The organism is Bacteroides sp. D22, from assembly GCF_000163675.1.
Taxonomy (GTDB): domain Bacteria; phylum Bacteroidota; class Bacteroidia; order Bacteroidales; family Bacteroidaceae; genus Bacteroides; species Bacteroides xylanisolvens.
In genome coordinates this window covers 1-15,605 of sequence record NZ_GG774818.1, presented here as the reverse complement: position 1 = coordinate 15,605, position 15,605 = coordinate 1, and the positions used below count along the sequence as shown (strand labels likewise).

10 protein-coding genes and 1 pseudogene are annotated in these 15,605 nt (G+C 39.0%); 7 read left to right on the top strand and 4 right to left on the bottom strand.

The genetic code is table 11. The features are described from left to right. Positions 1-17 precede the first annotated feature (17 nt). Positions 18-1,430 carry a GNAT family N-acetyltransferase gene (locus HMPREF0106_RS05420; protein WP_009040781.1) on the bottom strand — a complete coding sequence of 471 codons (1,413 nt, stop codon included), beginning with the start codon at positions 1,428-1,430 and terminating at the stop codon, positions 18-20. A 70-nt stretch (positions 1,431-1,500) separates the two neighbouring features. Next, the gene (gene bla, locus HMPREF0106_RS05425; protein ID WP_032851588.1) at positions 1,501-2,382 is read right to left on the bottom strand and encodes a class A beta-lactamase, subclass A2; all 882 of its coding nucleotides are present in this window, start codon (positions 2,380-2,382) and stop codon (positions 1,501-1,503) included. A gap of 263 nt (positions 2,383-2,645) precedes the next feature. On the opposite strand from bla, the gene HMPREF0106_RS05430 reads away from it, so the two are divergent. From HMPREF0106_RS05430 to HMPREF0106_RS05440, 3 genes and pseudogenes are all read left to right on the top strand, one after another. After that, positions 2,646-4,391, top strand: coding sequence for an SWIM zinc finger domain-containing protein (locus HMPREF0106_RS05430; RefSeq protein ID WP_009040778.1), 1,746 nt, complete (start codon positions 2,646-2,648; stop codon positions 4,389-4,391). An 86-nt stretch (positions 4,392-4,477) separates the two neighbouring features. Beyond that, positions 4,478-5,362, top strand: a complete 885-nt coding sequence (locus tag HMPREF0106_RS05435; protein WP_009040777.1) for a HEPN domain-containing protein — start codon at positions 4,478-4,480, stop codon at positions 5,360-5,362. A gap of 634 nt (positions 5,363-5,996) precedes the next feature. Beyond that, a pseudogene (locus HMPREF0106_RS05440) lies at positions 5,997-8,087 on the top strand (BT4734/BF3469 family protein). A gap of 100 nt (positions 8,088-8,187) precedes the next feature. On the opposite strand, the gene HMPREF0106_RS05445 reads toward HMPREF0106_RS05440, so the two are convergent. Further along, on the bottom strand, positions 8,188-8,622 hold the full coding sequence (locus tag HMPREF0106_RS05445; protein ID WP_008021146.1) for a DUF6078 family protein: 435 nt from the start codon (positions 8,620-8,622) through the stop codon (positions 8,188-8,190). 261 nt (positions 8,623-8,883) lie between these two features. Here HMPREF0106_RS05445 and HMPREF0106_RS05450 point away from each other — a divergent pair, with 261 nt between their 5' ends. Genes HMPREF0106_RS05450 through HMPREF0106_RS05460 form a run of 3 tightly spaced genes read left to right on the top strand, consistent with a single transcriptional unit; the run spans position 8,884 to position 14,451 of the window. Next, positions 8,884-11,601: a DEAD/DEAH box helicase family protein gene (locus HMPREF0106_RS05450; protein ID WP_008021148.1), complete on the top strand. Its 2,718-nt coding sequence runs from the start codon at positions 8,884-8,886 to the stop codon at positions 11,599-11,601. Positions 11,602-11,608: 7 nt separating this feature from the next. Continuing rightward, positions 11,609-13,039 carry a class I SAM-dependent DNA methyltransferase gene (locus HMPREF0106_RS05455; RefSeq protein ID WP_008651258.1) on the top strand — a complete coding sequence of 477 codons (1,431 nt, stop codon included), beginning with the start codon at positions 11,609-11,611 and terminating at the stop codon, positions 13,037-13,039. After that, a complete protein-coding gene (locus HMPREF0106_RS05460) occupies positions 13,039-14,451 on the top strand; it encodes a restriction endonuclease subunit S (RefSeq protein ID WP_009040776.1) in 1,413 nt (470 codons plus the stop codon). The genes HMPREF0106_RS05455 and HMPREF0106_RS05460 overlap by 1 nt, the downstream gene beginning before the upstream one ends. 30 nt (positions 14,452-14,481) lie before the next feature. On the opposite strand, the gene HMPREF0106_RS05465 is transcribed toward HMPREF0106_RS05460, so the two are convergent. After that, complete coding sequence (locus HMPREF0106_RS05465) at positions 14,482-15,285, bottom strand: tyrosine-type recombinase/integrase (protein WP_008651262.1); 804 nt, start codon at positions 15,283-15,285, stop codon at positions 14,482-14,484. Here HMPREF0106_RS05465 and HMPREF0106_RS27515 point away from each other — a divergent pair. After that, a partial coding sequence (locus tag HMPREF0106_RS27515; RefSeq protein WP_009040775.1) for a restriction endonuclease subunit S occupies positions 15,262-15,605 on the top strand: 344 nt, incomplete at its 3' end. The two genes, HMPREF0106_RS05465 and HMPREF0106_RS27515, sit on opposite strands and share 24 nt — an antisense overlap.

Genomic DNA, 15,605 nt, shown 5'->3' with positions numbered 1-15,605 from the left:
CTTTCGTTTTTGGGAAATTAATCTCTATTAGTGGAATCAGCTTCCGGCAGTTGCAAATGAAGAATAGGGAAAGGTTTACCCATGCTGTCCGTTTCATCTCTGCCGATGACTTGGAATCCCAAATGGAGATAGAACTGGAGTGCTTTTTCATTCTGCTCGTTTACGTCCACCTTATCCATATGTTTTTTGTCTCTTGCATATTCCATTAATCGTTTGCCATATCCTTTTCCCTGTTCGTCGGGGTGTACGAATAACATTTCGATCAGTTCGTCGCTCAATCCCATGAAGGCGGCAATCTTTCCGTTGGCATTCCGGATAACAAAAAGTTCAACAGCGGGTAGATAATGCTTCCGCACCAGTGGTTTATAGAACTGGATATGTTCTTCCGTCAGGAAATCATGCGTGTGGCGAACGGACATTTCCCATACATGGAGGATTTCATCATAGTCTTCCGGAGTAGGTTGGGAGATGCCGGGCAGGTAGTAGCACTGGTGGTCGTAGATGTTTCCGTTGTAAGTCAGTTCTGCCTGATGAAGTGTACCTTCATAGATGAAACCGTTCTTTTTCAGTACTTTCTGCGAACGTTTGTTGTGCGGATAACAGGTAGCTGTGATGAGGCTAAGCCGCAATTCTTCAAAGCCATAGTTGAGGACACCCTGCACTGCTTCGGTCATGTATCCTTTGCCCCAATAAGATTCGTCGAGCCAGTAACCCAACATTCTCACTTGCGGATTTTCGCGTTTAGGGTCGGGGATAATTCCTACGGAACCGATTAGCTGTTTTGTATCTTTTAGTATCACTGCCCATATTCCCTCTTGGTTGATAAATGTGGAATGAAGTATCCGGCGGGATTCATCCAACGTACGATGGGGTGGCCATCCGGCATTGTTTCCCAAATTCGGGTTCTGGCAGCAAGCGAAAAACGTTTCTGCATCTCTTTCTTCGAAAGGGCGGAGAAATAAACGTTCTGTATGGAGCGTCACGGGGGGAATATTTTCTATGTCAGTTTCCTGTCTTGCTTTGTTTTTCGATTCGTTTGCTGTTTTCCGATATACGCACTCAATCCGGTTTCCGTCAGGATCGAGGACTACACTTTCAAAGTATCCGTCTCCCGAAGTGCGCGGTTCGCCGGCGATGGTATATCCTTCCGAACGCATTTGTTCGGTGAAGCGTAATACTTCTTCCTGGCTGGGGAAGGTGAAAGCAAAGTGTGTCAGTCCAACCCTGTTTTCTTCAATGGGAGTGTTCTGTACATCTGTACGGCTCATCAGTTCCAAGTCTGTTCCCTCTCCAAAAGAGATAAAATAGGACTCGAATCCTTTCTTGGGATTGATATATTTTTCGTTGCTTTTTCCTCCGAAGAAGCGGACATAGAACTCTTTTAGTTCTTCCAGACGAAAAGTCCAGATAGCGATATGATGTAGTTTCATATAAATGAATTTTCTAATTTCTATTACTTTGTTTCAATCTTCATTCGTACCGAATGTCTTTGTCTCCATCTTAATGCTGCATTACATATTCGTAAACGATACGGGAAATATCAGCGATAATTTTACTGTTCGCTTGATTATTTTCTTCAGAATCCTTCACGAAGACAGCTATACTATAAGTACGTCCACCGGGCAAAAGAACGAAACCGATGTCATTACAACCGATTTGTTGTCCTTTCGCATTAAGATCTCCCGTTCCGGTTTTATGGCCTACGGTTACTTTTTTGTCGAGCAACGGAGCAACCAGACGGTCTTGTCCGGTTTGACACTCCACCATTGTTTGAAATATGAAGTCTTTGTACACTTTGGGAAACAATGGCTTCTTACGGAATATTTCCACTAATTCGGCTGCGGCTAACGGAGTAGTCCAGTTTTCATAACATAGGTTCAAGTCTTCGTGCATGGCAGTTTCCGTACCGGCAATGGCACATTCCCGAATTCCCAGTGAATGGATATACTTGTTTACGGCATCCGGACCTCCCTGATAATCAAAAAAAATATCGCAGGCATTGTTGTCACTCTGTTGGAGTGTATATTTTAGCAGGTCGGCAATACTCATTTCAATTCCGCCCTGCGGATATTTATCCCGTAGCGGACTGTAAGTATCCGGCTTTAAATCTGATTTTTTGATTGGCAACCGGGTGTCCAGTGATTGTTTTTTCTTTCCCATATAATCGGCCAATGCCAACGCCTGATGAAACTTGAATACGCTCATCAACGGGTAGTGAATGTCATTATTGACAGTTACCGTATCTTTTCCGTTAATAATAACGGCAATCCCTATTTCAGCTTTCTTATCTTTGATTGCCTGTTTCAACTGTGTTTCAAGTTTGCTTTGTTGGGCAAGCAGGAGGGTGGGTACTAAACAAAGAAGCACTATGAATGAACGCATAATCAATTTCCTCTTTTAACGGGTTACTAATTCTCTATTGAAATCACATTCTCTATTGAAGTCACAAAGGTATAAATAGTAATTGCCTTTGCAAATTCTCATCCCAAAATAGTGATGTCGGATAAGAAATTCCTACTTTTGTGAATAAATTGATAAGTGAATAGATGTTATGATAAGATGTCAGTCGGCATTGTTTCAGCATGTAACATAAATACAGAAGGAGATACGAATAAGAGGGTTATATAAAAGAGTAAATATTCATTATGATTACATTAGATAATTTTGAGAGCTGTGTGCCATATAGAATATTAGTGCGCGGAGAAGAGTATTATGAAACAGGGGCTGTTTCTGAATTGGAAGAAGATTCGCCCGGTGAATGGACTGCGACAGTAGAGGGTACGGAGAATTATAACGTAGAGATATCTATGGACGGAAAAGAAATAGAGTCTTGGTACTGTGATTGTCCGTATGATGGGGAGATTTGTAAACATGTAATAGCCACCTTACTGGCAATTCGTGATAATGAGAAAAAGGTGAATCGCAGTGCCTTTTCCAAGATGAAAGTAGAGGTAGAGGAAGCCGTCGTTATAGATGAAACTGTGGACATACAACAATTGCTGTCATTCGTTAACCCACAAGAACTTTCACAATTTATATATGAATATGCCACTATGCATCTTGAGTTTAAAACAGCCCTTTTGAATCGTTTTATGGCTAAAGAGTTGTCTGCAACATCAAAAGAAAAGGATTACAGAGTAGAGATTCAGAAAGTGTTTAATGACTCTTATTATAACAAAAAGCCTCGTTATCATAATCGTTATGATGATTTTGACTGTGATTGGGAAACTGTTTTCAATCGGATGGACACTTTTTTGGAGAAAGCAGACTTCTTTTTGAATGTGGGAAACATAGATACTGCTATTGATATAGCTCTTCAAACTCTTCGTTCAATCGGTGAGAATTATGAGGATGAACTTTTGTATAATGATGATCTCTATCCTTCTGATTATTGTGAGCAGGCAGGAGATTTGCTGATAAAAGTAATTGAGCACCCTAAGACCACCCAAAAGCAAAAGACGGCGATTCTTCAGGAACTAGGTCAGCTGGCTAAACTATCTACTTATCGTGATTATGACCTTTATGATATAGACGAATTGCTGATGCAAATAAATCTTTCCATTCAACCGGCAGAAAAAGCGTTGGAATTGATTGACAAACTCTTGGAAGAAAGAAAAGATACTTACGACTTATATCAAATCGTTCTTCGGAAAGTCAATCTGTTAACCGAACTGCATGAAGAGCAAAAAGCAGCTGATACGATTTGTCAATACCTTTATTTAACTGAAATTCGAGAAATGGAGGTGGATAAATTGATTGCCAGTTGTCAATATGATGAAGCTATCCGTTTGCTGAATGAAGGAATAGAGATTGCGGAAAAAGAAGAACATATCGGAACCATAGAGGAATGGTTGAAAACTAAATTGAGGATTTACGAGATGACTCATCAAACTTCTGAAGTCATTAATACATGTCGTTTATTGTTTGTGTCAGGTGGGGATAAGTTAGAATATTATAGGAAACTTAAAACTCTTGTTCCGAAAGAAGAATGGAAGAGCTTTCTGGATGCAATGATGGAAGAGACTCATTTTAGTGAATATTTTTCTTTTGGCGCGAATGATGAGGCTGAAATTTATGTGAATGAAAGGGATAATGAGCATTTGTTCAAATTGCTATCATCAACCAGGTATCATCAACTGGAAGCATTGATGAAGTATTCTTATTATTTGAAAGACACTCATTCGGAGCAATTGATTGCTATATATACCTCTTTGTTGAATGATTACGCAGAACAAAATGTGGGGCGGACTCATTATGAATTGATAGCACAAGCGTTGTTGTGTGCAAAGAAACTTAATGGGGGACAGGCGGCAGTGAAAACGTTGGTTGCAGAGTTCCGGATAAAATATAAACGTCGTCCGGCAATGATGGAAGTATTGGCGAGGTTTTAAAATACTTAGTTATAAGTTTTTTTGTATCTCTGTTGTTTGGGGATGACAAAGTTCGTACCTTTGTAAAGTTACAAATAAGAATGATAATGAAGAAGTCTATAAAACGTTTACCCAAACGTACACAGGAAGAATTGACAGTCTTGCTGGATTTAGTGTGTAAAAACATCGAGAATTGTCAGATGGTTATCCTGTTCGGAAGTTATGCAAGGGGAAACTATGTTTTATGGGACAGTAATATCGAATTTGGTGTTCATACTTCCTATCAGAGTGATTACGATATTCTTGTCGTCGTGACCGGACAGACTAAATATGTGGAAAGAAAATTGCATCGTATTACGAATCAATATCATGATTTGTTTGCTGGTCGTCGTCATGCTTTTCCACAATTTGTTGTAGAACATATTAATACCGTAAACCGTAATCTGGAAATCAGCCAATATTTCTTTACGGATATAGTAAAGGAGGGTGTTATGCTTTATAATAGCGGCAAACACGAATTGGCTAAACCACGGAAGTTGAGTTTTAAGGAGATTCGGGATATTGCACAAAAAGAATTTGATAGATTATATCCTTATGCGTGTAATTTTTTTGACTTAGTGAAAATATGTTTGTCCAAAGAAGATTATAACTTATCCGCTTTTTTGCTTCATCAAACTTGTGAAAAATTATACTATACTATTCTGATGGTCTTTACGAACTATCTTCCAAAGACTCATAAGGTTAAAGAACTTGGTGGGATGGTGAAGCGTTTCTCACAGGAATTGACAACAGTCTTTCCTCAAAATACAGGTTCAGAAAAAGAATGTTTTGATTTGTTATGCCGTTCTTATATTGAATCCCGCTATAACAAAGATTTCAGTATCTCACAAGAACAATTGGAATACCTTATTTCCCGTGTTGATATTCTGCGAGATGTTACTGAACGCTTGTGTAAGGAGAAGATTGCGGAATATGATACAATGACTGAATAATTGTTCCCTGTGAAATAAGTCGGTGTCACATTTATAATTTGAACTCAGAATTCAGCTCTCTATGAAATGAAAAAACAAAATATATCTGTCATCTGTCACAGACTATAATCTAACTTGCAGAGTATAAGTACTTAATGCTGTGATAGCACAAGGTGACAGCAGTGTGATAGCAATAATGCTATCACCTAAAAAACAAAGACAAAATAAAGACGCTGTTCGAAAATAAATGGTATTAGCCATAAATGGATAAGTCGTTCATTTTATTACCCCCGTACTAATGAATTGTGTCCTGCCTTGAAACCAACAGTTTCAAGGTGCGAAACTGTTGGTTCTGCGGTTTGAAACTTTAGTTTCATACGCTTGAAACTCTAGTTCCAATTACTTGAAACCATTGGTTTCTCACCGATGAAACTATAGTTTCCCTTCGCTGGAACTGTAGTTTCAAGCGGAGAAAACTAATTTGCCCCGTAATTAGGTGGTGACAATCCCGTTTCTTTCAGCTAAATAGATGCTTGATATATCAATAATTTTCTGTATTAAAAACTTGTTTTCTTTGCTGGTTTCGGATATTATGACTAATTTAGCAGTCTCAACGATCACAAAGGCGCTGACAAAACAATTTATTATCAAATTAATGAAAATTACTCAATTTCGTAAGAATGAAGATACGATAGCGCTCAGCGTAATGGATCTTGATATACTGGTAAATAAGATAAAGACAGAAATAAAATCCCGTCCTGTTTCTACATTCAGAGAGCATCTGCGATATACTCTTCCCGATGAACGGTGTATGTTTGCCAATAAACTTCCCCAAATAATTCCTGCCGTCGAATTTCGAAAAGTAAACGGTCAGAAACAGATGAAAAACTACAACGGTATTGTAGAACTGACCATCGGTCCTTTATCCAATAAGTCGGAAATCGCTTTAGTGAAACAAAAAGCCTGCGAGCAACCCCAAACCCGTTGTGCTTTCATGGGTTCAAGTGGCAAAACGGTGAAAATATGGACTACCTTCACTCGACCGGACAACTCCCTTCCCAAAACACGGGAAGAAGCGGAACTATTCCACGCCCACGCCTATCGACTGGCTGTGAAATGTTATCAGCCCCAAATCCCGTTCGATATACTTCCCAAAGAACCGACTTTGGAACAATATTCGCGATTATCCCACGATCCGGACATCATATATCGTCCGAATTCAGTCCAATTTTATCTCTCTCAACCATCATCAATGCCCGAAGAAACCACTTTCCGTGAAGCGGTTCAGGCGGAGAAATCTCCATTGACCCGTGCCGTACCGGGATATGATGCGGAAAATGCCTTCCTGATGCTTTTCGAAGCCGCTTTTCGGAAAGCTTATGCCGATCTCCGGGAAGCGGGGCTCGAATTGAGCGAAGACACATGGCATCCTTTAGTTGTTCAACTGGCTAAAAACTGTTTTGCTTCGGGACTTCCACAAGAAGAAGTTGTGAAACGTACTGTTTTCCACTTCTATATGTATAAACAGGAAGAGCTTATCCGGCAAATGATTGGCAATATATATACCGAGTGCAAAGGCTTCGGTAAGAATATCAGCCTAAGCAAAGAACAGCAACTCGCCTTGCAGACTGAAGAATTTATGAAACGCCGCTATGAATTCCGTCATAATACCCAAATTGGTGAGGTAGAATATCGTGAAAGGCTTTCTTTCCGTTTCCGCTTCAATCCTCTCGACAAACGTGCGCTGAATAGCATTGCTTTGGATGCACAAATGGAAGGTATCCCGTTGTGGGATAGGGATATTAGTCGTTATATTTACTCCAACCGCGTCCCTGTATTCAACCCGTTGGAAGATTTCCTCTACCGGCTTCCCGCATGGGACGGTAAAGACCGTATTCGTGCATTGGCAGCCACCGTCCCTTGTAAGAATCCGTATTGGATGGATTTGTTCCACCGTTGGTTCCTCAATATGGTTTCTCATTGGAAAGGAAGCAATAAAAAGTATGCAAACAGTGTTTCGCCCTTACTTGTCGGACCGCAAGGGACACGTAAATCCACCTTTTGTCGGAGCATAATGCCTCCTTCCGAGCGTTCCTACTATACCGACAGTATTGATTTTTCCCGGAAGAAAGATGCCGAACTTTACCTCAATCGTTTTGCGCTTATCAATATCGATGAATTTGACCAGGTGAGTTCGACACAACAAGGCTTCCTGAAACATATTCTGCAAAAGCCTGTACTGAATGTGAAGAAACCTCATGGCAGTGCCGTGCTTGAAATGCGTCGGTACGCCTCATTCATAGCTACAAGTAACCAGAAAGACTTGTTGACCGACCCTTCCGGCAGCCGTCGTTTTATTTGTATCGAAGTGACCGGAGTGATTGACACCAACCGTCCGATAGACTATGAGCAGCTTTACGCACAAGCTATGTACGAATTGGAACATGGCGAACGTTACTAGTTCGACCAGGAGGAAGAAAAGATCATGGTGGAAAACAACCGTGAATTTGAACAAGTCCCGCCGGAAGAGCAACTTTTCTTCCGTTATTTCCGTGCCGCACAGCCTGAAGAAGGGGAGTGGTTGTCTCCAGCGGAGATTATGGAAGATATTCAAAAAGGCAGTTCAATCCCGATGTCTGTCAAGAGGGTTAATTCCTTCGGAAGAATACTGAAAAAGCAAGAAATACCTTCCAAACATACGCGTAGCGGTACACTCTATCATGTTGTAAGACTAATAATCAGGTGACGGCAAAAATGCCATCACCCTGCCGTCACCTCTTGCTGTCACAGTCTTATCGGTTCATTACTAAACTATTAACCCCTAAACTGTGACAGATGACAGCAACTTACCAAATATATTCTTCTGTGTAACGTTGGTAAGTTGGTTCTTCTTTTATTCCTTTATTACGGAATAGTTGTCTGATGTAGGCTTGGTCTTTAGGCATAAGCCCCCGTTCTCCGCGATAAAACCTGTAATATCCTGTTTTTCCATAGTGCCCCACCAATTGTATTCTGATACTGACCGCATCTTCATAAGGGATTCTGTCGAGCAACCGTTTTAGTCCCCATGCCACATGAACTTTGACAGCAGTTTTGAAACATTCGCATTGGTTTCCATCCGCAGGATAACGTGCCGGATTAACGATGGAGATATAAAGATAGTCGGCTATTTTATCTTGCGTAACTACGTGGCGCAAGCATTTCGAGGCTTGTGGACATTGGTCGTTGAAACACCGGGAGAAATTGTAGGGGACAGACGGGCTGTCGGATTCTTCTTTCATCTTGTAGGGTTTATTTTATTTGTGAGATACTGTTGTTTATATGTTAATATACGGGAAAATATTCTTCGCAAAAGTAGGGCTTTATTTTGGAAATGGGAAGTGTTTGGGCAAATATTACTAATATGCAAAGAATCTTTTATAGAGAAATTGTGTTGTGATGTATCAAAAAATCTCTATTTCTTTCTCATATTCTATATTTTTACCTATTTTTGTAACTTCCGATAATATAGCCTTATCGGAAGTTACAAAAAAGACACACACATGAAACCGGAAGAAAAGGCTCGAATAATAATTGACCGTATGCTTAATGATGCGGGTTGGGAAGTAGTTGATAGAAATCATTATTCTCCTGAAGTATCTGCTATAGCAGTCGAAGAAGGCTTGCTGAAAGGTAATCGTGAAGCTGACTATTTACTTTTTTTAAATGGTAAAGCTGTTGGCGTATTGGAAGCAAAGAAAGAATCTGTGTCAATTTATTCTGAAATTGTGGCAGACCAGGCTGAAAAATATACTAGAGGTGTACCTCATTGGTGTCAGGCTTGGATGAATCCTTTACCTTTAGTTTATTTGTCAAATGGAAGGGAACTGTTATTCAGAGATACCCGTGAAGTTGATTCTGAATATATTTCTTTGAATAAAATTCATTCTCCTAAAGAAATAGTAAAACTATTAGGACTTAAAGATGATTTTGCAGGACTTCCAACTTTAAAAAGGAAAGGATTAAGGGATTGCCAGTATGAAGCAATAACAAAATTAGAAAATAGTTTTCGTAGCGGGCATGATCGTGCATTGATGGTTTTGGCTACGGGAGCGGGAAAGACTTATACCGCATGTTTGGCTGCCTATCGTTTGTTGGCTTTCACTTCAATGAAGAGGGTTTTGTTTCTTGTTGACCGTAATAATCTTGGAAAACAGGCAGAAGGAGAATTTGGAACATTCCGTTTGACAGAAAATGGTGATCCGTTTAATACCATATTTGGGGTAGAAAGATTGAAAACCGCGAAAATCCCAAATGATGCCAATGTTGTTATCGCTACTATACAGCGTTTATTTTCTTTATTGTCCGGAGACGATTTTATAGATGATGATAATGAAGCGGATTATGTTGTCGACGGCACTAGAAATATGAATTTGCCAGTTCATCCTAACTTGCCCCCGGATTACTTTGATTTGATAATTATTGATGAGTGCCATCGCTCTATTTATGGTAGTTGGCGAAGTGTGCTTGAATATTTTAGTTCTGCAAAAATGATTGGGTTAACAGCTACTCCTGCTGTTGAAACATTAGCCTTCTTTAATAACAACTTAATAGTGAACTACACTCTTGAAAAGTCAATAGTTGATGGTGTCAATGTTGATTATAGGGTGTTCCGTATTAAAACACAAGTAACCGAAGATGGCGGTGCAATTCGCGAGGGGGATAAAGTACGTAAAATAACCCGCTATACAGGTAAAACTGAAAATATCGAAACACAGGAAACGACTACTTATACAAGACAAGAACTGAATAGGAGTATTATTAATCCTGCTCAAATAAAGTTGATTTTAGAGACATATAGAGATGCGGTTTATACAGAAATGTTTAATGATCCCCAAAGAGAACCTAATTTTGACTATTTACCTAAGACATTAATATTTGCTTTGAATGATGCTCATGCAAGTAATATTGTTAAAATAGCGAAGGAAGTCTTTGGACGTGAAGATGATACGTTTGTGCAGAAAATCACTTATTCGGCTGGAGATAGTAATGAATTGATACGTCATTTTCGTAATGATAAGGAGTTCCGCATTGCTGTAACTGTGACTTTGGTTGCTACTGGAACAGACGTGAAGCCTTTGGAAGTGGTGATGTTTATGCGTGATGTCGAGTCTGACTCTCTTTATACTCAGATGAAAGGTAGGGGAGTACGTACAATTGGTGATGAGCAACTGCGTAATGTTACTCCAAATGCTCATAGTAAAGATTTGTTTTTCTTAGTCGATGCGGTGGGAGTAACAGAACATGAGCATTATGTAACAACTTCTGGAGCGGGAAGCAATGCTGAAACATTATTGTCTTTAAGGCAACTTTTAGAGCGTATCTCTCATGGTGAACTGCCGGATGAACATCTGCGATTGTTGGCTAGCCGTCTGTCAAGAATACATAATAAGGCAAATGAAGAACAGAGGAATGAGTTTATAAGATTGGCTGGTACAGATATGCGGGATATGGCATCTCGTATATATGAAGCTTTGGATAATAATCTGTTGCCGGAATATGTGAATATAAACGAACCGAATAACGAACGGAAAGGCTTGGTGCGTCCTCTCGCTATTCATCCCGATGCCCGTGAATATCTGTGTATTCTGAACGCCGGATTTGTCACAATTTTAATGCCCGGTGAAGATACATTGATTGAGAAAGGATTTTCCATAGAGGAAGCTCACGACACGACTCAGGCGTTTGAACAATATGTAAATGAACATAGAGATGAGATAGAGGCTTTACGCATTATTTATAACAATAACGGAGAATCTATCACTTATGCAATGCTTAAGGATTTGGAGAATCGGATGAAAATGGAGAATTACAAGTTTACTCCTTCTCAATTATGGAATACATACTCTATTGTTAACCCTTCCAATGTAGTACATTTTGGGACGAAAGAAGAAAAAGAAGCTTTGACTAATATTATTCAGTTAGTCAGATATGCTTATCATCAGGTGACAGAACTTCGTAGCCTGTCATCAATGGCTGCCCAACGTTTTGAATTGTGGTGTGGGCAGATACAGCGTACAATGACTGAGGCTCAAAAGAATACTATCCGTCAGATTGTGAACTATATTGTAGCGAATGGTTCTTGTACAATAAAAGAAATAAAGGAAGATGATAAAACAATAGCGCTTCAGATGATACGTAAGTTTGGTACTATAGCAGCGGTGAATGAGGCTATTGTTTCATTATCTCAGTTTTTAATTTATAATAGAAAAGTAGCATAAAATTAATATGGCAAAATCAAATTCGAATGAGCAAGGTCTGACTAAAAAGGTCTGGACACTTGCCACTACGTTAGCGGGTCAAGGTATTGGATTTACCGATTATATAACCCAACTGACTTATTTGTTATTTCTGAAAATGGATGATGAAAACGTTAAATTGCTTGACGAAGAATCAGCCATACCTGAAGGATATCGTTGGGAAAACTTGATAGAATTAGATGGTCTTGATTTGATAGGTCAGTATGAAAATACATTGAAAATACTGAGTGAGCAGGATAATCTAATTGGTACTATCTATACGAAAGCTCAAAATAAAATAGATAAGCCTGTATATTTGAAGAAGGTCATAACTATGATTAATGAGGAGCAATGGCTTATAATGGATGGTGATGTTAAGGGGGCTATTTATGAAAGTATTTTAGAGAAGAATGGGCAAGATAAAAAGAGTGGTGCAGGTCAGTATTTTACTCCTCGTTCTCTTATATCGGCAATGGTTGATGTAACGCGTCCTCAGATTGGGGAAACGGTTTGTGACCCGGCTTGTGGAACTGGTGGCTTTCTTTTGGCAGCTTATGACTACATGAAAAAACAATCACAAGACAAAGGCAAACGGGATTTTTTGCGGAATAAAGCTCTGCATGGTTCGGATAATACTCCTTTGGTTGTTACATTAGCTTCGATGAACTTGTATCTTCATGGTGTTGGTACTGACCGAAGTCCTATTATATGTCAGGATTCATTAGAAAAGGAACCTGATATACTAGTGAATGTCATTCTTGCTAATCCGCCTTTTGGAACCCGCCCTTCTGGCTCTGTCGACATTAATCGAAGTGATTTTTATGTTGAGACGAAAAATAACCAATTGAATTTCTTACAACATATAATGCTTTCGCTCAAAACAGGCGGACGTGCAGCGGTTGTTTTGCCTGATAACGTACTGTTTGAAGGGGGCGCTGGAGAAGTGATTCGTAAGAAACTACTTTCAGAATTTAATTTACATACTATTTTGCGTTTGCCGACTGGTATATTTTATGCTCAAGGTGTAAAAGCTAATGTGTTATTCTTTACAAAAGGTAGTAGAACGAAGGATATTTGGTTTTATGATTATCGTACAGATGTAAAGCATACATTGGCTACTAATCCAATGCAAAGGCATCATCTTGATGATTTCGTTTCGTGTTATCATGCGGAGGATATAAATGCTCGTGTAGAAACATATAATGCTGAGGATAATCCGAATGGGCGTTGGCGTAAATATACTTGTGATGAAATAATAACTCGTGACAAGACTAGTCTTGATGTATCTTGGATAAAACAGGGCGGAGATGAAGTAGACTATTCATTATCAGAATTAATTGATATTCTCAAAGAGAAAAGTGATAACATAAGTAAAGCGGTGGCTGAACTTCAAAAATTAATGGCAAATATCGAGGACTAATGGACACAAAGAAACTACGACAGAAAATATTAGACCTCGCTATTAGAGGAAAACTTGTCCCACAAGATCCAAATGATGAACCTGCATCTGTTTTACTTGAACGTATTAAGGAAGAGAAAGAACGTTTGATAAAGGAGGGGAAGATAAGGAAAAGTAAGAGAATGGCTTCTTCTGATATGCCACATTATGAGAATGTGCCGTTTGAGGTGCCGAAAGGATGGGTGTGGACGACATTTGGTAATGTCTGCAAAAAACTCACAGATGGTTCACACAATCCTCCTCCAAAATGCTCTAATGGGTATACCGTCATAAGTGCTCAGAATATAAAAAATGGTAAGATTGTTTTTACGGACAAAGATAGATATACTGATGAACTTGGATTCCAAAAGGAAAACCCGAGAACTCAAATAACTAATGGGGATATAATATTAGGTATTATAGGAGGGTCTATTGGTAATGTTGCCATTTATGATTTATCTGTTCCTGTAATAGCTCAAAGAAGTATATCTATAATAGATACATACGTATCAAATATATATTGTTTCTATTTACTGCAATCTACAATTTTTCAATCTCTCTTTTTAGAAAAAAGTATTGGTAATGCACAAGCAGGTGTTTATCTTGGAGAACTTGATAAATTGTATATACCACTTCCACCCCTTTCCGAACAACAACGTATTGTGACAGAAATCAAGAGATGGTTTGCGTTAATTGAGCAAATAGAATTTGACAAAGCAGATTTACAAACAACCATCAAACAAACCAAGAGTAAAATACTTGATCTTGCCATTCACGGTAAACTCGTTCCGCAAGACCCGAATGACGAGCCAGCCATTGAACTCTTGAAACGCATAAATCCCGACTTCACACCTTGTGATAACGGACATTATCCCATTGGATGGCTAGAAACTATTTTAGGGGAACTTTTTAATCATAATACAGGTAAAGCTCTTAATTCGTCCAACAAGGAAGGTGTAATGAAAGATTATTTGACTACTTCAAATGTGTATTGGAATAAGTTTGATTTTACAGTAATAAAGCAAATGCCATTCAAAGAAATTGAATTGGATAAATGTACTGTAACAAAGGGAGATTTACTTGTGTGTGAAGGTGGAGATATTGGACGCTCTGCAATTTGGAACTATGATTACGATATTTGTATTCAAAATCATATTCATAGACTTCGTCCAAAGATTGATTTATGTGTACCATTTTATTACTATACATTGGCGTATTTGAAAGAGAACAATTTGATAGGAGGGAAAGGTATAGGATTACTTGGACTATCTTCTAATGCTTTGCATAAAATTGAAATGCCGTTACCTCCACTTACCGAACAACAACGCATTGTTCAAAAGATAGAAGAACTATTCTCAGTTCTTGATAATATTCAAAATGCCTTAGAAGTGTAAACGAATACACTTCTAAAGGCTGATGTGACTTTACCAGTTCACCACTTTATCCACAATCTTCTGCTGTTCGCTGGCAGTGCGACGAAGATAGATACGAGTGGTCTCTATGCTTTCATGCCCCATAAGGTCGGCAAGTAGAGCAAGGTCGTTAAAGCGGTCAAGGAAGTTCTTGGCAAAACGGTGACGGAATGAATGGGGATAAACTACCTCCTTGTTCATTCCGTATTTTTCGGCAAAATGTTTGAGTTGAGATGCAATTCCACGAGTGGTAATGCGCTGTCCGAAACGGTTCAAGAAGATATAGCCGGATGTTAAGCCTTGATTCTTCAACCATTTTTCTGCTTCTGTTCGTAGATTCTTGGGAATGTATAGCCGTCGAACCTTTCCACCTTTGCTGTACAGGTCAAGATAGCCCACATTGATATGTTCTGCTTTGATGTGGAGTAATTCGCTGACACGTGCTCCCGTAGCGGTCATAAACCACACGATAAAATACCACTCCTCGTAACCATCAGCTTTAAGCTGGGCTTTGAGAAATTTGTAATCTGCATCGCTAATAACATTTTCCAAGAAGTTCTTTTGCTGTACTTTTACGAACTTTACTTTGAGCTTTTCTTGTTTTGTAAACTCCAGATACTTGTTGATACCCTGTAACCGTAGATTGACTGTCTGAGGTTTGAAATTCTCTACCAAATACCCTTTGTACGCCAAAAGGTTCTTCTTGTTCACCTCTCCATAATGATTAAGGAAATACTGTACCGTCCACACATATGATGTGACGGTGTTCTTGGCAAGATTCGTCTTTACCAAATGATTTTTGAATTTTGTTACCATATTGCATTGATTTATAATGAATACAGTAACAATATAGCAAAACGTATCGGACATTATACGCAGTTGCCTAAAGGATGGACAACAATCAAAGTTGGTGATGTTGCTATTTATACAAATGGCCGAGCTTTCAAACCTGAAGATTGGATGCATGAGGGGTTGCCCATTATTCGTATTCAGAACTTGAACGATAATAGTGCAAGTTATAACCGAACTCCAAAAACTTACGAATCTAAATATTTAATTCATAATGGTGACTTGCTGTTCGCATGGGCTGCTTCATTAGGAACATATATCTGGAACGGTGGTAAAGCTTGGCTTAA